This is a genomic window from Citrobacter sp. Cpo090 (assembly GCF_030332665.1).
In the GTDB taxonomy this organism is placed as follows: Bacteria; Pseudomonadota; Gammaproteobacteria; order Enterobacterales; family Enterobacteriaceae; genus Citrobacter; species Citrobacter portucalensis.
The window spans coordinates 95,842-114,373 of the sequence record NZ_JAOWHK010000030.1; the positions used below are offsets into that span (position 1 = coordinate 95,842).

Consider the following 18,532-nt stretch of genomic DNA (forward strand, 5'->3'; position numbering starts at 1 on the left):
GTCGACAGAGGTGAATTTGCCGCTATGATGGGCGTCCTGTCTGGTAATGGATGTGCGCATGATTTGGATAATGCTGGCCACGCTGGTGGTTGTTTTTGTGGTGGGATTTCGGGTGCTAACGTCCGGGTCGCGGCGGGCAATTCGCCGTCTGAGCGAGCGGCTGAACATTGATGTCGTGCCGGTAGAATCGATGATCGATCAGATGGGAAAAGTACAGGGAGAGGCTTTTTTACAGTACCTCCATCGTCCTGATGAATCGCATCTACAAAATGCTGCCCAGGTGCTGTTGATCTGGCAAATCGTTATTGTCGACGGCAGTGAGCAGAACCTGTTGCAATGGCACCGTTGGCTGCAAAAAGCCCGGCTGGCTGCACCGATTACCGACGCGCAGGTGCGTCTGGCGCTCGGTTTTCTGCGCGAGATGGAGCCGGATATGCAGGAGCTTAATGCGTTCCAGATGCGCTATAACGCCTTTTTCCAGCCCGAGGATGGCGTGCACTGGCTGCACTGATATCAAAATTTATGATGACGACTATTTTGAATCGTCATTATCTTTATATCTTACGCGAAAGCATGATGTACCTCGTTAACTCACACGACGAGGTACATCATGAATCAAGCGACTCAACAACGTGCAATTATCTGGCCTGCAGCGTATCTGCCGGGGACGACTGATAACTTTGCCTCAAATGAAATTATCGTTGCCGGACTGAGCGCCCGTGCCGTCTGGGCACAGTTTAATGACACAACGCGCTGGCCGACGTATTACAGCAACGTGGCGGATATCCGTTTTCACGGCGGTTCCGGTCCATTGTTAAGCATGGATGCCCGTTTTCGTTTTACGACTTTTGGTTTCCCCATCGAAGCGCAAATCACCGAGTATGTGCCGCCGGTTGACGGCCAGGCCGCGCGTGTTGCCTGGCATGGCTGGGCGGAAGGCGACGCCACTACACGTCTGGATGTGATCCACGCCTGGCTCTTTGAGGATTTACCCGGCGGGCGCGTACGTATTCTGACCCAGGAATCACAAATTGGCGTTCCGGCACAAGAACTGGCACGTACGCTGCCCAATCCGATGATCAACGGTCACCAGGAGTGGATAACCGGCCTGGCCCGGGCTGCGCGTGACGCTTAATTGAGCCAGAAAGGGCACTCTGTCCTGGGCCGGATAAGGCAAAGCCGATCTCTGGTGAATAGTTGTCAAAACGTTAATTACGTCACAAATTTAATGTTACACTGCGTAACTTTTCTACAATAACCCCACGCAGGTAACAAAATGAGTGAAGCTGTTGAACAAAAATCCCGCGCTGAGGCAAATTCCCGACCTAACTGGTCGGCGGTATTTGCCGTGGCGTTCTGCGTTGCCTGCCTGATAACCGTTGAATTTCTCCCCGTTAGCCTGTTAACGCCGATGGCTCAGGATCTGGGGATTTCTGAAGGTGTGGCGGGGCAATCGGTGACCGTGACGGCATTTGTCGCCATGTTTGCCAGCCTGTTTGTGACGCAAATTATTCAGGCGACCGATCGCCGCTATGTGGTGATCCTGTTTTCGGTGCTACTGACGCTCTCCTGCCTGCTGGTTTCCTTTGCTAACTCTTTTTCGCTGCTGCTCGTTGGCCGCGCCTGCCTCGGTCTGGCGCTTGGCGGCTTCTGGGCGATGTCGGCGTCGCTGACCATGCGTCTGGTTCCTGCACGTACGGTGCCGAAAGCGCTGTCGGTTATTTTTGGCGCGGTCTCCATCGCGCTGGTAATTGCCGCGCCGCTGGGGAGCTTTTTGGGCGGCATTATCGGCTGGCGCAACGTGTTTAATGCGGCGGCGGTAATGGGCGTGCTGTGCACGATTTGGGTGGTGAGAGCGTTGCCTTCGCTGCCTGGTGAACCTTCGCATCAGAAACAAAACATGTTCAGCCTGTTGCAGCGTCCAGGGGTGATGGCCGGGATGATTGCCATCTTCATGTCCTTTGCCGGGCAGTTTGCCTTCTTTACCTATATTCGCCCGATCTATATGAATCTGGCGGGTTTTGACGTTGATGGCCTGACGCTGGTGCTGCTGAGCTTCGGTATTGCCAGCTTTGTCGGTACGTCGTTCTCGTCGATGATTTTGAAGCGTTCGGTCAAACTGGCGTTAGCCGGTGCGCCACTGGTGCTGGCGCTCAGTGCGCTGGTTCTGATCCTGTGGGGCAGTGACAAAGTGGTGGCGGCGGGTATTGCGATTATCTGGGGACTGTTGTTTGCGCTGGTACCGGTCGGCTGGTCGACGTGGATCACCCGTTCGCTTGCCGATCAGGCAGAAAAAGCCGGATCCGTCCAGGTCGCCGTGATCCAGCTTGCCAATACCTGCGGGGCAGCGGTGGGAGGCTATGCGCTTGATACCCTCGGACTGCTGTCGCCCCTGATGATTTCCGGCAGCCTGATGCTGCTGACGGCGCTTCTGGTGGCCGCAAAAGTTCGTATAAAAGATATGCAATAAACTAAAGAACGGTATGCCGGATCGCTATCCGGCATCCTGGTTGGTTTTAGTTAAAACCGTTATTTTCAGCGGTATGGGCAAACCATTCGCCGCTCTTTTTCACCGTGCGTTTTTGCGTTGCTAAATCTAACTGAACAAAACCGTAGCGGTTTTTATATCCGTTGAGCCATGACCAGTTATCAATAAAGGTCCACATATGGTAGCCAAGACAATTACAGCCTTCGCTAATTCCTTTATGTAGCCATTTAAGATGCTCTGAAACAAATTCAATACGGTAGCTGTCGTTGATTTGCTCTTGCTGAATAAAACGCTGCTCATTCTCGACACCCATACCGTTTTCAGAAATAAAACAGCGCGGGTTGCCATAATTATCACGCAAATTGGTAATAATATCGTAAATACCCGGCTCATAAATTTCCCAGCCACGGTAGGGGTTCATTTTACGTCCCGGCATTTCGTAATAATCAAACAGCCACTCCGGCATAAACGGTGCATCCGGGTTGACGGCGCTATCGCGACATTTCACGCGACGCGGCTGATAGTAGTTGATGCCGAGCAGGTCGATTTTTCCCTCGGCGATTAACTGGCTGTCGCCTGGCTGGCATGCCGGTAATTGATCGTACTCTTTCAGCAGTTCAACCAGATCCGCCGGATATTCACCCTTTAGCACCGGGTCGAGGAAGCTGCGGTTAAACAGCAGATCCGCATAGTGCGCGGCTTTCACATCCGCCGGATTTTGCGAGCGCGGGTAGGACGGCGTTAAATTCAGCACCACGCCGATTTCACCGTCAAGGTTTGCAGCGCGATATGCCCGAACCGCCATCGAATGTGCCAGTACGGTGTGATACGCCACGGTGGCTGCACGTTTGAAATCCACCACATTAGGGTAATGGAAGTCACACAGATAACCGCCTTCAACCGGGACAATGGGCTCGTTAAAGGTAAACCAGTGCTTCACCCGGTTACCGAACAATGTAAAACACGTCTGTGCGTAGCGGCCAAACGCCTCAACCACTTCACGGTTTTCCCAGCCGCCTTTCTCCTGCATCACCATTGGCATGTCAAAGTGGAACAGGGTGATAAATGGCGTAATACCTTGCGCCAGCAGCTCGTCGATGACGTTGTTATAGAACTCGACGGCTTCAGGATTAACCTCGCCGGTACCGTCCGGGATCAGGCGCGACCAGCTCAGAGATGTACGGAAGCTGTTGTGCTTCAGCTGTTTGAGCAGTGCGATGTCCTGTTTCCAGTGCTGATAAAAGGTCGAGGTAATTGCCGGGCCAACGGCCTGATGGAAACGACCTGGCTGACGGTCGAACCACACGTCCCACGTGGTCTGGCTTTTGCCGCCGTTCAGGCTATCCCCTTCGGTTTGTAGTGCCGAGCAGGCACTGCCCCACCAGAAGTTTTCTGGAAAACGGTATCGCATTGTTGTTGCTCCATTGCTATTTATACGTTCTGGCAACAATACGTGTTTTTGCGATACAGAAACCGGTTACAGTACTCATTTTTCAACCAGATGCCTATAAATCCGGACATTCAACTTTGCCAAGGGCTTCCCAGTAGTTGTTCTGATTGTTTCTTTGAATTGCCAGAATGGCTTCGCGGATGTGCTGCTGATTACGCGTATCAGCCATAATCGTTTTTTCCCACACCTCATCAGATGGCGACCCTTGCGGGGTACAAATCTTACGTAAATCCTTCATAACAGTATTCTTTTCGTGTACAGCCTGCAGACTGCCATACGCCGAGTCGGCTTGCGCCAGACCGGGTAGCGCGAAAAGGACGGCAATAATCGGAAAAATAATTCGTTTCATGATAATAATCCTTGTTGTCTATGCGCATCATCTCAAGAGTAAGTGTAGACGGCATACGATTCACTCAGCACCCTGTGTTAATGTCTAAAAATAAATCAGCCAGAAGTTTTAGTTATTTCAGGAGGATAGGATGCAAATTCAGATTACAGATACGATTACCGAAGATGATCAAAATGCCCTGCTTGCCGGATTGCGCGCTTACAATCGCCAGTTCCTGAGAACCACCAATTTTGGTGACCTGGCGGTGTATTGGCGTGATGATCGCAATGAAATTCTGGGCGGGCTGATCGGCAAAATCAAAGGTGAATGGCTGTGTATAGATTTTCTGTGGATGCATGACTCGCTGCGTAAAGGCGGTTATGGCACACAATTGATGCAGGCCGCCGAACAGACGGCGCGTGAGAGAGGATGCCTGCATGCGCTGGTGGATACCATGAGTTTCCAGGCGCTGCCGTTTTATCAGAAAAACGGCTATCAGCTGCAAATGACCCTCGATAACTTCCCGGAAACCGGTTCCGCACGCCATTATTTGTCGAAAACGTTTTGATGACCGGAAGGTCTGGATGCCGCCTCACTTTCTTGCGTAGCAGAATAGTGTATGTTCTGAACAATCATTTATTTCTTAAGCGGTAAAGAGATGAGACGGATTGAGATAATACTGGGAGAGCTGGAACGGCTGACGCGAGGACTGAATCTTGCCCATCTGGCGCAGGAAACGGCGTTCACGGCGGAGGCCATCGGCTTTAACCTCGGGCTGGCGCGCAACTCAGTCAGTAAAGATCTCAATCAGCTCTGGAACGACGGCCTGGCGATTAAAAGCCGCGGGCGTCCGGTATTCTTTCTGCATCGTCAGGCAATTGAAACGCTGTTGGGGCGCAAACTGGATGAGTCCGAGCGTGAAGTGCAAACCGTTGCTGACCTGTTGCCTGTTCAGGAAAACCAGGCAACAGACGATCCCTTTTCCGGCCTGATTGGTTACGATCGCAGCCTGCGTGATGCGGTGGAAAAAGGCCGCGCGGCGGTGCTGTATCCCCACGGACTGCATGTTCTGCTGACCGGTCCCTCCGGCGTGGGTAAAACCTTTTTTGCCGAACTGATGCACCGTTTCGCTTGCGAACGTGCAGCGGGAACGCCTCCACCGTTGGTCTATTTTAACTGCGCGGAATACGCGCATAACCCGGAACTGCTCTCTTCGCACCTGTTTGGTCATCGACAGGGGGCGTTTACCGGCGCAAACGAGAATAAACCCGGTTTGGTCGAACAGGCTGATGGTGGCTATCTGCTGCTTGATGAAGTGCATCGCCTGCCGTATGAAGGTCAGGAAAAGCTGTTTTCTATTCTTGACAAAGGTGAATACCGGCCACTGGGTTCCAGCGCTGTGGCGCGGTCTATTTCAGTTCGCCTGATATGTGCGACCACCGAACCGGTAAGCTCGGCGTTGCTGCGCACCTTCCAGCGACGTATTCAGGTATGTATCGATCTCCCCGGTATCCGCCAGCGTTCGGTGGAAGAGCAGGTTGAACTGATTGTTGGTTTCTTACAGCGTGAGAGCCGCAAAATCGAGCGTACGATAAGCATCGACCGTACCCTGCTGCTCTGGCTGCTGAATAAGCCGCTGGAAGGCAATATTGGTCAGCTCAAGAGCGACATTCAGTTTCTCTGCGCCCAGGCCTGGGCCTCGGGGATGACGGAGCACAGCGATACGCTACAGCTGGATAAACGTCTGACCGAGATCCCCTTTAACGCCACGCCGGAACAACGTCTGCTGGTTGGGGCGCTGTTCGAAGGCAAAGAACACCTGAGCATTGATGCCCGTACGTTGCCGGCACTGAAAAATTCGCTGGCCACCGGAGCTGAAATTGAGGAGAGCGATCTCTTTTACAGCTTCCTGACCCGGGAATACATCAACCTGCGTAACAGCAATGTACCGCCAGCCGAAACGCTGGCAATCCTCAAAAACAAGCTCAGCTCGATTTTTGAATATGGTCTCTATAGCCGCGACAGCGTGGCGCATCCCCCGCGCTATGGCGATCAGATTGAAGAGCGGGTCACGCTGCTGATTGGCTGCGTTGAGCAGGTGCTTGGTTTTACGCTGCCGGAAAATCTGGTTAACCCGCTGCGTAAACACTTTCTGGCGCTGATTGGCTACGTGCAGCGCGGCCTTATTCCGCAACTTTATTCTTCCAGCCTGATCCTCGATCGCTGCAAAGATGAATATGAAAACGCCACGCTGTTATGCCGAAAAATCAATGAACTGCTGCATATTCAGTGTCCGGCGACGGAAGTGGTCTGGCTGTGCCTGTTCCTCAAAGAGTGCCGTCATTACCGCCAACGGATTGACGCCAGTCCGGACTGCGGGGTGATTTTGATTGCCCACGGCGCGACGACCGCCACAAGCCAGGCGCAGTACGTGAATCGCGTGTTGGAGCGCGAGGTGTTCAGCGCTATTGATATGCCTTTCGAGCAGTCGGTGCATGACACGCTGGAAGCCCTGACGCAGATGATCCAGACCCGGCAATATCGCCGATTGATCCTGATGGTGGATATTGGCTCACTGGTCCATTTTGGCAGTACGATCAGCAAATTATTCCAGATAGACGTTCTGCTGATGCCCAATATCACGCTCACCAGTCTGCTGGAGATAGGGCTGGATTTGAGCTACGAAACCAGTGACTTACCGCAGCTGGCGGCGTTGATGCAGAGCAAAAATATTCCCTGTCAGCTCTGTACGCCGCAGCAGGAAAACAGCGGTAAAGTGCTGGTTATCTCCTGCATCACCGGGATGGGAACGGCAGAAAAAATCAAAAAGGTGCTGGAAGAGAGCTTCGGCGAACTGATGTCGCAGGATACGCGGATGGTGATCCTCGATTACAACGAAGTTCGCAGCCTGGAGCGCGTTCAGCAGGCGATTAACGCCAGTGAGCGTCTGGCAGGCATAGTGGGTACTTTCCAGCCGGGACTGCCGGATATTCCATTTATCTCGCTCGAAGAATTGTTCTCTGAGCAAGGCCCCGAGCTGGTGCTCAGCCTGCTGACGCCGGATCTCTCCAGCAGTGAACGCCGACTGGAGATGGAGCGAAGCGCGATGCGCTTTATCAGCGCGTTGACCATGGAGAGCATCATTAACCATATTTCGGTGCTCAACCCGCAGCGTATTCTGAAAGAGATGGAAGGCGTGTTGAATCATCTGACCACCGCGCTTTCGCTGAAACCGAGCCGCCAGGTGACACTGCGCTTCCTGATCCACTGCTGCTGTATGGTCGAGCGTATCGTGATTAACCGCAAACCGTTACAGATGGCGCTGGAGAACAAGCCGGATCTGGATGTTCGCGCGTTTAGTGTCATTAAATCTGCTTTCCTGCCGATTGAAGAGGCCTATGCCATTCGCTTATCGGACGCGGAATATTTTTATATCTACGAATTGCTGTATAGCTAATCCCTTGCCCGGTGGGGCTTTGCGCCCCGCCTGCACCCACTACTCCCCCGCGTGACACAAATTCTGGCACAGCCTTTGCTCTGTTTACCTATGTCTATGTAATCGAGCCAGGAGGCCATTTTGACTACCACTGAATCCTTGCCCCAGATCCTGCTGCTGACCCATGGCGGCTGGGGGCAACAGCTTTGCAACAGCCTGCGCATGGTGATGGGTGAAATCAAAGGCGTGACGGAAATTGCGCTGATGCCTGTTGATACGCTTGGCGAGTTTTATCAGCGCGTCGAAGCCGTAGTGAAAGCTATGCCGGAAGGCTCACTGATCCTGACCGATTTTATTGGCGGCACCACGTCTAACGTGGCGGCACGGCTGAGCGCCGATTACCCGGTGGCTGTCATTTCCGGGCTCAACGCCTCTTTGTTACTGGAGGCGCTCGACAAACGCGAGCATGGCCAACTGACCACCTGCGTGGCCGAACTGGTCGAGGCCGGGCGTAGCAGCTGCCTGGACGTTGTTGCCCACGTACGTCAATTACAACAATCACAATAAGGAATAAACATCATGGCAAACATCGTCTTATGTCGTATCGATAGCCGTCTGATTCATGGACAAGTGGTGACCAAATGGGTTGGGCAATCTCAGGCAAACCGGATTGCGGTGGTCAGCGATGAGCTGGATGCCGATCCATTTATGAAAAATATCTACCTGATGGCCGCGCCGCCGAACATCAAAGTGGATTGTTTCGGTAACCAAAGTTTTGCGGCAGCCTGGAAAGAAAACCAGCTTGGTGACGGCAAAGTGCTGGTGCTGTTCCCCTCTCTGGCTGCGGTTCAGGAAGCGGTTCAGTTGGGATTTGATGTCACCACCATTCAGGTCGGTGGGCTGGGCGGTGGGCCAAATCGCAAAGCAGTATTCCAGAACATTACGCTGGATGAAAAAGACGTCGGCATCCTGAGCGACCTGAAAAATCGTGGGATTCAGGTGTTCTTCCAGACTATCCCGGAAGATAAGCCGCAGTCGCTGGACGATATCCTGAAAAAATTCTAATTCTTTGATAACAGGGTACTTAATTATGGATACTTTAGTCTTCGCAAGCCTGATGGGGTTGTATTACTGGTTTGCCCGTTTACGCCTTGGCTACACCTTCTCCGCCATGCTGCTACAACCCGTCGTGATTGCCGTATTCGTTGGCCTGCTGTTAGGCAACATGGAAACGGCAATGATCATCGGCGCAGGTATGCAGCTGGTTTATCTCGGCGTGACCTCCACGCCAGGTGGCAACGTCCCGTCGGATCCCGCGCTGGCTGCCTGCATTTCAATTCCTATCGCCGTGAAGGCCGGAATGGACCCGAACCTGGCTATCGCACTGGCGATCCCGTTTGGCGTGATCGGCGTGTTCCTCGACCAGTTGCGCCGCACGTTAAACGCAGCGTGGGTGCATATGGCCGACAAGCATGCGGAAACGGCAAACATGGCGGGCATTATGCGCTGTGCGTTCCTCTACCCGGCGTTGCTCGGACTGGTACTGCGTTTCCCGGTGGTCTTCGCCGCTAACTATTTTGGTCAGGACGTTGTGGAAAGCTTCCTTAAGCTGATGCCGCACTGGCTGACGCACTCCTTTGAAATTATGGGCGGCATTCTGCCGGCGCTGGGCTTCGCCATCACCATAATGGTGATCGGTAAAAAGAGCCTGTTGCCATGGTTTATCGGCGGTTTCTTTGCGGTGCTGTACCTGAAGGTAGACATCATGGCGATGGCAATCTTTGGTACCTGCGTGGCCTTCCTGATTAAAGGTCTGGCGAAAAATGAAGGAGCAGCATGATGAGCAGCGACGTAATGCAGCATGAACTGGTGGAGCGCGCGCGAGAAAGCGGCACGCTGACCAAAGCAGACATCACCAAAGCCTGGTTTATCTACTGGCTGGGCGCGGAAGTTTCCAGCTCCTATGAGCGTTTGCAAAGCCTGATTTTCTGCGCCTCGATGACGCCGATCATCAAAAAACTCTACCCGCAAAAAGAGGAGCAGGTGGAAGCACTGAAACGTCATCTGAACTTCTTCAACTCAGAGCAGACGTTCGGGGCGGTGATTCAGGGGATCTCCATCGCGATGGAGGAGCAGAAAACGCGCGGCGAGCCAATCAGTGACGCCTCAATTACCGGGATAAAAACGGGCTTGATGGGTCCACTGGCCGGGATGGGGGACTCCATTATCTGGGCCGCCGTGATGCCGCTGTTAATTGCTATTTTCATCCCGTTTGCCGCCAATGGCAGCGCGATGGGCGGAATTGTACCGTTAATCCTCTATCCCGCCATTACGCTGGCAATTAGCTACGGCATGGTGCACAAAGGTTATACGCTGGGGCGTGACTCGATAATTGGGCTGCTGCAGGGAGGGCGAATAAAGGAGCTTATCTACGGCGCGAACGTGCTGGGCTTGATCATGATGGGTGCGCTGTCGGCAAGTTACGTCAAGATCACCACGCCGTTAAAACTTAGCGCCCTGAAAGGCTCTGAAGTGGTGGTTCAGCAAATCCTCGACTCTATTGCCCCCGGCCTGTTGCCGCTGGCGGCGGTGTTCGCCATTTATTTCTATCTGGTGAAGAAAGGACCGCGTTACACCACGATTTTACTGTCGATTGTCGCGCTCAGCGTGGTCTGTTCGCTGCTGGGAGTGCTGTAAGCCATGACACAGAACATCTACCAACAATTGGGGCTAAAACAGGTCATTAACGCCTGCGGCAAGATGACGATTCTGGGCGTTTCCAGCGTGGCGCCGGAAGTGATGCAAGCCACCGCGCGAGCTGCTTCAGCCTTTGTTGAAATTGATCGACTGGTGGATCGCACCGGAGAACTGGTTTCCCGCTACACCGGGGCTGAAGACAGCTATGTCACCTCCTGTGCATCGGCGGGTATTGCTATCGCTGTTGCCGCCGCTATTACTCGCGGTGACCAGGCGCGAGTCACGCTGATGCCGGATAGCTCAGGTATGGCCAATGAAGTGGTTATGCTGCGCGGGCATAACGTTGACTACGGTGCACCCATCACCAGCGCCATCCGTTTGGGCAGTGGGCGGGTGGTGGAGGTTGGCTCAAGTAATCTGGCGGCCCGCTGGCAGCTGGAGAGCGCGATTACCGACAACACCGCCGCGCTGCTGTACGTGAAGTCGCACCACTGCGTGCAGAAAGGGATGTTGAACATTGCGGATTTTGTGCAGGTCGCGCAGGTTCACAACCTACCGCTGATTGTCGATGCCGCCGCCGAGGAAGATTTACACGCCTGGGTGGCGAGCGGGGCGGATATGGTGGTCTACAGCGGGGCAAAAGCTTTTAACGCGCCGACCTCCGGATTTATCACCGGGAAGAAACAGTGGATTGCCGCGTGTAAAGCACAGCACCACGGGATTGCCCGTGCGATGAAAATCGGCAAAGAGAATATGGTTGGACTGGTGTATGCCCTGGAAAACTACCATCAGGGACAAACCGTGGTCACTGCCGAAGCGCTCCACCCTGTGGCGCAGGCGATTTCAGAGATTCGCGGACTGGATGCGGATATTGAGCAGGACGAAGCCGGGCGCGCCATCTGGCGGATTCGTATTCGGGTGAATGCGCAGGTGCTGGGAATGGATGCTTACGCCGTAGAAGCGCAACTGCGAGAGGGCGCTATCGCGATCTACGCTCGCCGTTACAACCTTCATCAGGGCGTATTTAGTCTTGACCCGCGTACGGTCGCAGAAGGGGAAATGGCGCTGATCGTGGCCCGACTAAAGGAGATTGCAGAACATGCAGCACATTAATTTTTATCGCAATAAAGTGGCTATTAACGTGCTGGCGAAGGATATCGCCAATGCGCGGGAAATCTATGATGCTGCCGAAGGCCACGCGGTGATCGGCATTCTTTCGGCGCAGTTCTCCTCGGTTGAGGAAGGGGTTAAGGAAGTAAAACGCTGGATGGCCGACGTGCCGTCGATTTCCGTGGGGTTGGGGGCGGGCGATCCGGCGCAGTATTACAAAGCGGCGATGATTGCCTCACAGGTCCATCCGGCACACGTCAACCAGACCTTTACCGGCTGTGGGTTTGCGGCAGGCGCCTTGGCGGCAACGGGCGGTGAACAGACCCATATCAACGCGTTAGTCAGTCCCACGGGCACGCCGGGGGAAGTGTTGATCTCGACCGGGGTCAGCAGCAGCCAGGGCATGCCAGCCCGCGTTTCCTGCGATGCAGCGGTCCGTATGATGTTGGATTCAGGAGCCCATGCGGCGAAGTTCTTCCCGATGGGCGGTGAGCAGTCGCTGCCTGAGCTATACGCACTGGCGACGACCGCTGCACGTAACGGCATGACGCTGATTGAGCCGACCGGCGGTATCGATCTCGATAACTTCGGCGTTATCCTGCAATCCTGTCTGGAGGCGGGAGTACCGCGCGTCATGCCGCATGTTTACAGCTCGATTATCGACCCACAGACAGGCAAGACCCGGCCTGCAGATGTCGTCAGGTTGATGGAGATAGTCAAAGCCCTGGTGTGATGTCGCCATTGCCGGATGGCTCATAAAAAATGCCCGGAGGTGATCACGCTTACCGGGCATTTTTGCGAACGCTATTCCCTGAAAATGAATACATTGCAAAAGCATGTATTTATCCGCCAAGCCGCCTCGCAGATAGAAAAGTTCCCAGATGTTGTGTGTGCGACTGGCGAGTAAGGTTCCGTCATCTTGTTCTTCTGGTGACGGACCGCCATGAAAAAACCAACAACTTCTACGCCGCATGATGCGGTATTTAAAAAATTCTTAAGCCATCCAGAAACGGCACGGGATTTTCTTGATAGCTATCTCCCCGCACCATTACGTGAACTTTGCGATCTGAACACACTGAAGCTGGAGCCAGGGAGTTTTATTGAGGAAGACCTGCGTGCCAGTTATTCCGATGTTCTGTGGTCGCTAAAAACGAGAACCGGTAAAGGCTATATCTACGCGTTGATTGAACACCAGAGTTCACCGGATGCCCATATGGCATTTCGGATGATGCGTTACGCCATTGCCGCGATGCAGAATCACCTTGATGCCGGGCACAAAACGCTGCCGCTGGTGATTCCGATACTTTTTATCATGGCATCGCCAGCCCGTACCCTTTTTCACTGTGCTGGCTGGATGAATTTGATGATCCAGGAACTGCGCGGCAGCTTTATGGCGCGGCCTTCCCGCTGGTCGATATCACGGTGGTCTCTGATGATGAGATTATGCAGCACCGGCGAGTGGCGCTCCTGGAACTTGTCCAGAAGCATATACGCGAGCGCGATTTGATGGTGCTGGTCGATAAACTGGTTGCCCTATTGATTAAGGGACACGCTAATGACAGTCAGGTAGAAACGCTATTTAATTACCTGGTGCAGTCTGGCAGCGCATCGCGTTTTGAGGCGTTTATTCGACAGGTTGCCCTGCGCGTTCCACAGCATAAGGAGATATTAATGACGATTGCAGAATGCTTACGTGAGTCGGGTCATCGCAGTGGCCTGCAGGAGGGACTGCAAAAGGGTTTGCTAGAGGGCAAAAAGGACGAAGCGTTGCGGATAGCCCATGCCATGCTTGAGAAGGGGATCGATCGTGAACTGGTGCTAGTTATTACCGGGCTTTCCATTGATGAGCTAACGGCGCATTCCGGCTAATTATCTCTTTTCTCGTTATGCTTTTTTCTTCTTGCTGATGCTTTTTCGTTTTTTAAACCGCAGCGACCTTCCCGCTATAGTCATTTCATTACTCATCAGGCGGTTATTGCAAAAGGATAAAACGTGAAGCTGAAGATACCTTATTTCGGGGCCGGGGCGGCGGTATTACTGGCGGGATTATTGCTGGCAGGGTGCGATCAACAGAGCAGTGATGCAAAGCATATAAAAGTGGGTGTAATTAACGGCGCAGAGCAGGATGTGGCGGAGGTCGCGAAGAAAGTCGCTAAAGAAAAATATGGCCTGGAGGTGGAGCTGGTGGGGTTTAGCGGTTCTCTGCTGCCCAACGATGCCACCAATCATGGTGAGCTGGATGCTAACGTCTTCCAGCACCGTCCGTTCCTCGAACAAGATAATAAAGCACACGACTATAAGCTGGTTGCGGTGGGCAATACCTTTGTGTTCCCGATGGCTGGTTATTCGAAGAAAATCAAAACTGTCGCCGAACTAAAAGACGGTGCAACAATAGCGATACCTAACGACCCGACCAATCTGGGTCGGGCGCTGTTGCTACTGCAAAAAGAGAAGTTAATCACCCTTAAAGCGGATACTGGCCTGCTGCCAACAGTGCTGGATATTACGGATAATCCGCGGCATTTGAAAATTATGGAACTGGAAGGTGCGCAGCTGCCGCGCGTATTGGACGATCAGAAAGTGGATGTGGCGATTATCAGTACCACCTACATCCAGCAAACCGGGCTTTCCCCGGTACATGACAGCGTATTTATTGAAGACAAAAACTCACCGTACGTGAACATTCTGGTGGCGCGAGAAGACAACAAAGATGCCGAGAATGTGAAAGAATTCCTGCAATCTTATCAGTCACCGGAAGTGGCGAAGGCGGCAGAAACTATCTTTAACGGCGGCGCGGTTCCGGGCTGGTAATCATGACCCTTTGCCGCGCCGGTTGGCGCTAAACCGCTCTGGCGCGGCGACGTGAGTCCATTGAGATAAGTATTACCGAAGAGAGGATCAAAAGCGTGCCCAGCCAGTCTGGCAGGGTAAAAGTAATACCTAACAACAGCAGGGACAGCAACGCGCTGCTCAACGGTTCTGCGCAGCTTAAAATGCTCGCTTTCGGTCCGCCAATCATCTGCGCGCCTTTCAAATACAGGCTAAATGTCAGCGATGTGCCGATGACCACCAGATAGAAAAACGCCAGAATCAAACTGCCATTCACTACGAAATTAGTGCCCTGCCCGGCATAAAACGGCAGCAGGATCATGCCGCCGATTAACATACTCCAGCCGACGACCGGCAGCGTGCCGTAGCGCGCGATAAGCGTTGATGGGTAGGTGGTGTAGAACGCGGCGGCAAACGCCGAGGCAATTCCCCAGAAAAGCGCGGCAGGTGAGATAGACAGCGATGTCGGGTTACCGTGGGTGACCAGCAAGAAGGTGCCGATAAGCGAGGTGAAGATAGCGGTCAGCACTAAAATCCCCGGTCGCGCTTTGCGCACCACGGAGAACCACGCCACGATAATGGTCGGTGACAAAAATTGCAGCACCGTCGCGGTGGCGGCGTTGGATTTTTCAATGGTCAGCAGGAAGGTTAGCTGTACGGTGAGTGCGCCAACCACGGAAAAAATCAGCAGGCTGATGGCGTCTTTGCGATTTTTGATAATGGAGAACACTTTGTCGCCGTGAACGAAAGAGAGCATCAGCAGAATGAGCCCGGCGAAAATCAGGCGCGTCATGGTCAGAAACTGCGATGACATCTGGCTTTGCTCCATGATATATTGCGCGCAAACGCCTGAACTTCCCCACAATACTGCGGCAATCAGGACATTCATCATCCCTCTTCTGGTGGAACTCATCTTTCCCTCGGCATGTTGTTTTGTTTTATTTGTGTGCAGGCATCATAGCAGAGATGGTTGTGATTTCTGCCAGCACATCCGCAATCAGCCAGTCATTAAAGACTTTTACCTCCGGGCGCATTACCGCGTGCTGCGGCGTAACAATGTAGTAAGACCATGCCAGAGGCCAGCGGGTGTTGGGATGAAGCTGAACCAGTTGTCCGTCTGTCAGTAGTTGCTGCACCAATGCCCTGCGCACAATGGCGACACCCTGGCCGCTGAGCGCCGCCAGAATCACCGCGGAGGTAGAGTTGATGTGCAATCCACTGTCGCGAACGACAGGTGCCTGGGTGGCGGTCAGGACATCATTCCAGTCCGGGAAATTGGCGCCGGGGTGGGGAGTGTCATCATGGATAAGCTTCTGTCCGGCCAACCATTCACCACAGGATATTTTATCTACTGGCACAATACGTGGGCTACAGACCAGAACCGCTTCTTCATCCATCAGCCAGGTTTTATTTACCCCAGGCCAGTCGCCTTTGCCGCAACGTACGCCCAAATCCGCTTCGCCATGAGCAACATCCATCAGCTTTTCCGTCACGTTCAGGCGTAATTCTATGTTTTCATGCGCTTGTGAGAAACGGTTGAGGCGGCTCATCAGCCAGTTCATCACCAGTACCTGAGAGGCCGTGATGATCACCACCGAGCGCGCCCGCCGACCGCGTAACTTGTTCAGCCCGGATTCCAGACTATCCAGTCCCTGGGTTATCTCACGCAACGCGTCCTGTGCTTCGCTGACCAGCGTCAGGCGCTCTTTGCCTGAACGGGTACGATGCAGCAGCGGGTGGCCAACCCAGTCTTCCAGCGCACGTACCAGTTGCCCAACGGCAGCCGGAGTGACCCCCAGTTCCTGTGCCGCCCCGGTAAAACTGCCGTGGCGGGCAGTGGCCTCAAAAGCGTGTAACCATTTAAGCCGATTCAGCGATCGCATCAGATCATTTCCCGTTTTGTAAATATCCTCAGTATATGCCATCGAGATAGATTTTCTTTCTCGGATCGCTATTTCTTCTCATTCGTCAGCGCCTCAGGGTAGTGGCATTGTTAGCGCATTAACGAATACGTGAAACGAGGCTAGCGATGAACACATTATTTGTCGGTAAAAAACTGTTAGTGGTAGGCGGCACCAGTGGTATCGGATTTGAAACTGCAAAACTAATCCTCCAGGGTGGTGGTCGAGTGGTGTTGGTTGGCAATCGTGCCGAGAAAGCGGAACGGGCTCGTCGGGCGTTGGTGGAGCTGGGTGACGTCTCTGTCATTGTGGCGGATCTGATGTCAGAAGCGGGCGTTAAGCAGGTGATGGCAACGGTGAATACTGAGCACAAAGACATCAACCTGTTGGTCAATGCCGCTGGGGTTTTCTTCCCAAAACCTTTCACTGATCATGAAGTTGAAGATTATGAGCTGTACATGAGCCTCAACCGCGCGACGTTTTTTATTACCCGCGATGTCGTGCGTAATATGGTGGAGGCTAACATCCAGGGTGCCATTGTGAATATTGGTTCGATGTGGGCACAACAAGCAATTGGCGCAACACCTTCTTCAGCGTACTCAATGGCAAAAGCGGGCCTGCATGCATTAACTAAAAATCTGGCCATCGAGCTGGGGGCGAATGGGATTCGCGTCAATGCAGTCTCTCCGGCAGTGGTGCATACACCTATCTACGAAGGATTTATCCCGAAAGAAGACGTACAAGGTGTGATGAGCAGCTTTGACAGTTTCCATCCGATTGGTCGGGTCGGTACGCCGTGTGATGTGGCTGAATCCGTCGCCTTCCTGTTGTCTGATAAAACGGGTTGGGTGACCGGTGCTGTCTGGGATGTGGATGGTGGTGTTATGGCCGGGCGGAATATTTGATGTAAATCCCCCGCATAGCCGCGGGGGAGTGTCGAGACATTAAGGCGCAATCGGCGTCAGATAATCCAGCCGTAGCGGTTCGGCTAGCAGATCGTTCATTTGCAGAATGAACGCCTGGAAATGTGGCAGAGCGATATGCTCGTCAAGACCGGCCTGACCGCGCCAGGATTCGCGCACGTAGAACACATCCGGCGTGTCGCGTAACTGGAACAGGGCATATTCAATATTGCCCGGCTCCCGGTGCGTGGGCAGCAGCAGAGCTTGTAGCGCCTGCTTCAGTGCATCGATTTTCCCTGGTTTGGCTTTCAGTACCGCAATAATTGAAATCACGTCAGAATCAGACATGTTAAAACCCCTCCAGCACAATCTTGCCGACCGAGCGACCGGTTTCAATTTGTGCGTGGGCTTTTTGCAGATTTGCCGCAGTGATAGCACCAAAATGCTCGCCCAGCGTGGTGCGAAGAGTGTTGTTATCGATCAGCTGCGCCACGCGGGTCAGTAACTGATGCTGCGCAATGATGTCGTGGGTGGTAAACATCGAACGGGTAAACATAAACTCCCAGTGCAGCGAAATGCTTTTGGCCTTCAGCGGACGCGCATCGAGAGTTTGCGGATCGTCAATCAGCGCCAGTTTGCCCTGCGGCGCCAGGGCAGCAATAATTTGTGAATAGTGCTGCTCGGTATTGTTCAGGCTGGCAACATGCGTCACCTCTTTAATGCCTATCCGTGCCAGCTCTTCCGTCAACGGCTTGCTGTGATCAATCACATGATGAGCACCCGCTTCACGTACCCATTTCTGGCTCTGCGGACGTGATGCGGTGCCGATGACGGTCATTTTGGTCAGCTTACTGGCCAGTTGCGTCAGAATAGAACCGACGCCGCCAGCCGCGCCAACAATCAATAACACATCATCTTCATTGCCATTTTCCTCAACGCCCAGACGGTCGAACAGCATTTCCCAGGCGGTGATGGCGGTCAGCGGCAGCGCCGCAGCGGAAGCGTTATCCAGTGTTTTTGGCTTCAGCGCGGTAATACGTTCATCAACCAGTTGAAATTCACTGTTACTGCCAGCGCGGCCCAGCGCACCGGCGTACCAGACTTCATCGCCAGGTGCGAACAGGGTGACGGCTTCACCCACGGACTTCACCACGCCAACGGCATCCCAGCCCAGTACGCGCGGCACATCAGCGTTAAAACCTTCGCGGACCTTGGTATCCACGGGGTTGACGGAAATGGCTTTCACTTCAACCAGCAGATCATGCCCGGTAGCAACTGGCATGGGCAGGTCAATCTCTTGTAAAAATTCAATGTTATTACCGTCGGTCGCGGCGCGGGTAATGGCGATGGCTTTCATATTCTCTCCGGTCACAGGAATCAGTTGAATAATT

Annotated in this window: 19 protein-coding genes and 1 pseudogene; 14 read left to right on the top strand and 6 right to left on the bottom strand. The window is 53.5% G+C overall.

The features are described from left to right. Nucleotides 1-58 precede the first annotated feature (58 nt). The 3 genes from OGY83_RS13235 (at nucleotide 59) to nepI (ending at nucleotide 2,470) form a co-directional block, all read left to right on the top strand. Entirely contained in the window at nucleotides 59-511 is a 453-nt protein-coding gene (locus OGY83_RS13235) for a DUF1198 family protein (protein ID WP_003827141.1), read from the top strand. A 99-nt stretch (nucleotides 512-610) separates the two neighbouring features. Then, complete coding sequence (locus tag OGY83_RS13240; RefSeq protein ID WP_123269052.1) at nucleotides 611-1,135, top strand: SRPBCC family protein; 525 nt, start codon at nucleotides 611-613, stop codon at nucleotides 1,133-1,135. A gap of 141 nt (nucleotides 1,136-1,276) precedes the next feature. Beyond that, nucleotides 1,277-2,470, top strand: a complete 1,194-nt coding sequence (gene nepI, locus OGY83_RS13245; RefSeq protein WP_003827145.1) for a purine ribonucleoside efflux pump NepI — start codon at nucleotides 1,277-1,279, stop codon at nucleotides 2,468-2,470. A 46-nt stretch (nucleotides 2,471-2,516) separates the two neighbouring features. Here nepI and gmuD read toward each other — a convergent pair whose 3' ends face one another. Then, complete coding sequence (gene gmuD, locus OGY83_RS13250; RefSeq protein WP_286636029.1) at nucleotides 2,517-3,899, bottom strand: 6-phospho-beta-glucosidase GmuD; 1,383 nt, start codon at nucleotides 3,897-3,899, stop codon at nucleotides 2,517-2,519. A 94-nt stretch (nucleotides 3,900-3,993) separates the two neighbouring features. After that, on the bottom strand, nucleotides 3,994-4,287 hold the full coding sequence (locus tag OGY83_RS13255; protein ID WP_123269050.1) for a YicS family protein: 294 nt from the start codon (nucleotides 4,285-4,287) through the stop codon (nucleotides 3,994-3,996). 130 nt (nucleotides 4,288-4,417) lie between these two features. Between OGY83_RS13255 and OGY83_RS13260 the strand changes: the two genes are divergently transcribed. From OGY83_RS13260 to nlpA, 10 genes and pseudogenes are all read left to right on the top strand, one after another. After that, nucleotides 4,418-4,834, top strand: a complete 417-nt coding sequence (locus OGY83_RS13260; protein ID WP_079938856.1) for a GNAT family N-acetyltransferase — start codon at nucleotides 4,418-4,420, stop codon at nucleotides 4,832-4,834. A 90-nt stretch (nucleotides 4,835-4,924) separates the two neighbouring features. After that, entirely contained in the window at nucleotides 4,925-7,723 is a 2,799-nt protein-coding gene (gene dagR / locus OGY83_RS13265) for a transcriptional regulator DagR (protein ID WP_123269049.1), read from the top strand. A gap of 120 nt (nucleotides 7,724-7,843) precedes the next feature. Then, nucleotides 7,844-8,269, top strand: coding sequence for a PTS sugar transporter subunit IIA (locus OGY83_RS13270; RefSeq protein WP_079938862.1), 426 nt, complete (start codon nucleotides 7,844-7,846; stop codon nucleotides 8,267-8,269). Nucleotides 8,270-8,281: 12 nt separating this feature from the next. Beyond that, nucleotides 8,282-8,767, top strand: coding sequence for a PTS sugar transporter subunit IIB (locus tag OGY83_RS13275; protein WP_003023959.1), 486 nt, complete (start codon nucleotides 8,282-8,284; stop codon nucleotides 8,765-8,767). A 25-nt stretch (nucleotides 8,768-8,792) separates the two neighbouring features. Beyond that, nucleotides 8,793-9,542 (top strand): PTS mannose/fructose/sorbose/N-acetylgalactosamine transporter subunit IIC, encoded by a 750-nt coding sequence (locus tag OGY83_RS13280; protein WP_003023960.1) that lies wholly within the window; start codon nucleotides 8,793-8,795, stop codon nucleotides 9,540-9,542. After that, nucleotides 9,539-10,399 carry a PTS system mannose/fructose/sorbose family transporter subunit IID gene (locus tag OGY83_RS13285; protein ID WP_005121522.1) on the top strand — a complete coding sequence of 287 codons (861 nt, stop codon included), beginning with the start codon at nucleotides 9,539-9,541 and terminating at the stop codon, nucleotides 10,397-10,399. The genes OGY83_RS13280 and OGY83_RS13285 overlap by 4 nt, the downstream gene beginning before the upstream one ends. 3 nt (nucleotides 10,400-10,402) lie before the next feature. Next, nucleotides 10,403-11,512: a D-glucosaminate-6-phosphate ammonia lyase gene (gene dgaE / locus OGY83_RS13290; protein ID WP_286636031.1), complete on the top strand. Its 1,110-nt coding sequence runs from the start codon at nucleotides 10,403-10,405 to the stop codon at nucleotides 11,510-11,512. Continuing rightward, nucleotides 11,499-12,242, top strand: a complete 744-nt coding sequence (gene dagF, locus OGY83_RS13295; protein WP_286636033.1) for a 2-dehydro-3-deoxy-phosphogluconate aldolase — start codon at nucleotides 11,499-11,501, stop codon at nucleotides 12,240-12,242. The genes dgaE and dagF overlap by 14 nt, the downstream gene beginning before the upstream one ends. Nucleotides 12,243-12,452: 210 nt before the next feature. After that, nucleotides 12,453-13,378 (top strand): annotated as a pseudogene (locus OGY83_RS13300) (Rpn family recombination-promoting nuclease/putative transposase). Nucleotides 13,379-13,501: 123 nt separating this feature from the next. After that, a complete protein-coding gene (gene nlpA, locus OGY83_RS13305) occupies nucleotides 13,502-14,320 on the top strand; it encodes a lipoprotein NlpA (protein ID WP_123269047.1) in 819 nt (272 codons plus the stop codon). Between the two features lie 28 nt (nucleotides 14,321-14,348). Here the strand turns inward: nlpA and OGY83_RS13310 are convergent, their stop codons facing one another. Then, entirely contained in the window at nucleotides 14,349-15,251 is a 903-nt protein-coding gene (locus OGY83_RS13310; RefSeq protein WP_003827166.1) for a carboxylate/amino acid/amine transporter, read from the bottom strand. A gap of 25 nt (nucleotides 15,252-15,276) precedes the next feature. Next, nucleotides 15,277-16,221, bottom strand: coding sequence for a LysR substrate-binding domain-containing protein (locus OGY83_RS13315; RefSeq protein ID WP_079938873.1), 945 nt, complete (start codon nucleotides 16,219-16,221; stop codon nucleotides 15,277-15,279). Nucleotides 16,222-16,367: 146 nt separating this feature from the next. Here OGY83_RS13315 and OGY83_RS13320 point away from each other — a divergent pair, with 146 nt between their 5' ends. Next, a complete protein-coding gene (locus tag OGY83_RS13320; RefSeq protein ID WP_286636036.1) occupies nucleotides 16,368-17,144 on the top strand; it encodes an SDR family NAD(P)-dependent oxidoreductase in 777 nt (258 codons plus the stop codon). A gap of 39 nt (nucleotides 17,145-17,183) precedes the next feature. On the opposite strand, the gene OGY83_RS13325 is transcribed toward OGY83_RS13320, so the two are convergent. Both OGY83_RS13325 and OGY83_RS13330 read right to left on the bottom strand, forming a co-directional pair. After that, the gene (locus OGY83_RS13325) at nucleotides 17,184-17,489 is read right to left on the bottom strand and encodes a putative quinol monooxygenase (protein ID WP_079938875.1); all 306 of its coding nucleotides are present in this window, start codon (nucleotides 17,487-17,489) and stop codon (nucleotides 17,184-17,186) included. Between the two features lies 1 nt (nucleotide 17,490). After that, nucleotides 17,491-18,498: a zinc-binding alcohol dehydrogenase family protein gene (locus tag OGY83_RS13330; RefSeq protein WP_191234457.1), complete on the bottom strand. Its 1,008-nt coding sequence runs from the start codon at nucleotides 18,496-18,498 to the stop codon at nucleotides 17,491-17,493. Nucleotides 18,499-18,532: the final 34 nt, after the last annotated feature.

Bases quoted from the DNA above. Each gene is read 5' to 3' on its own strand.
- OGY83_RS13320 (WP_286636036.1), top strand. From the start codon at position 16,368: ATGAACACATTATTTGTCGGTAAAAAACTGTTAGTGGTAGGCGGCACC.
- gmuD (WP_286636029.1), bottom strand. From the start codon at position 3,899: ATGCGATACCGTTTTCCAGAAAACTTCTGGTGGGGCAGTGCCTGCTCG.
- OGY83_RS13285 (WP_005121522.1), top strand. From the start codon at position 9,539: ATGATGAGCAGCGACGTAATGCAGCATGAACTGGTGGAGCGCGCGCGA.
- OGY83_RS13275 (WP_003023959.1), top strand. From the start codon at position 8,282: ATGGCAAACATCGTCTTATGTCGTATCGATAGCCGTCTGATTCATGGA.
- OGY83_RS13315 (WP_079938873.1), bottom strand. From the start codon at position 16,221: ATGCGATCGCTGAATCGGCTTAAATGGTTACACGCTTTTGAGGCCACT.
- dagR (WP_123269049.1), top strand. From the start codon at position 4,925: ATGAGACGGATTGAGATAATACTGGGAGAGCTGGAACGGCTGACGCGA.
- OGY83_RS13325 (WP_079938875.1), bottom strand. From the start codon at position 17,489: ATGTCTGATTCTGACGTGATTTCAATTATTGCGGTACTGAAAGCCAAA.
- OGY83_RS13240 (WP_123269052.1), top strand. From the start codon at position 611: ATGAATCAAGCGACTCAACAACGTGCAATTATCTGGCCTGCAGCGTAT.
- nepI (WP_003827145.1), top strand. From the start codon at position 1,277: ATGAGTGAAGCTGTTGAACAAAAATCCCGCGCTGAGGCAAATTCCCGA.
- OGY83_RS13330 (WP_191234457.1), bottom strand. From the start codon at position 18,498: ATGAAAGCCATCGCCATTACCCGCGCCGCGACCGACGGTAATAACATT.
- OGY83_RS13310 (WP_003827166.1), bottom strand. From the start codon at position 15,251: ATGAGTTCCACCAGAAGAGGGATGATGAATGTCCTGATTGCCGCAGTA.
- OGY83_RS13280 (WP_003023960.1), top strand. From the start codon at position 8,793: ATGGATACTTTAGTCTTCGCAAGCCTGATGGGGTTGTATTACTGGTTT.
- OGY83_RS13255 (WP_123269050.1), bottom strand. From the start codon at position 4,287: ATGAAACGAATTATTTTTCCGATTATTGCCGTCCTTTTCGCGCTACCC.
- dgaE (WP_286636031.1), top strand. From the start codon at position 10,403: ATGACACAGAACATCTACCAACAATTGGGGCTAAAACAGGTCATTAAC.
- OGY83_RS13260 (WP_079938856.1), top strand. From the start codon at position 4,418: ATGCAAATTCAGATTACAGATACGATTACCGAAGATGATCAAAATGCC.
- OGY83_RS13235 (WP_003827141.1), top strand. From the start codon at position 59: ATGATTTGGATAATGCTGGCCACGCTGGTGGTTGTTTTTGTGGTGGGA.
- dagF (WP_286636033.1), top strand. From the start codon at position 11,499: ATGCAGCACATTAATTTTTATCGCAATAAAGTGGCTATTAACGTGCTG.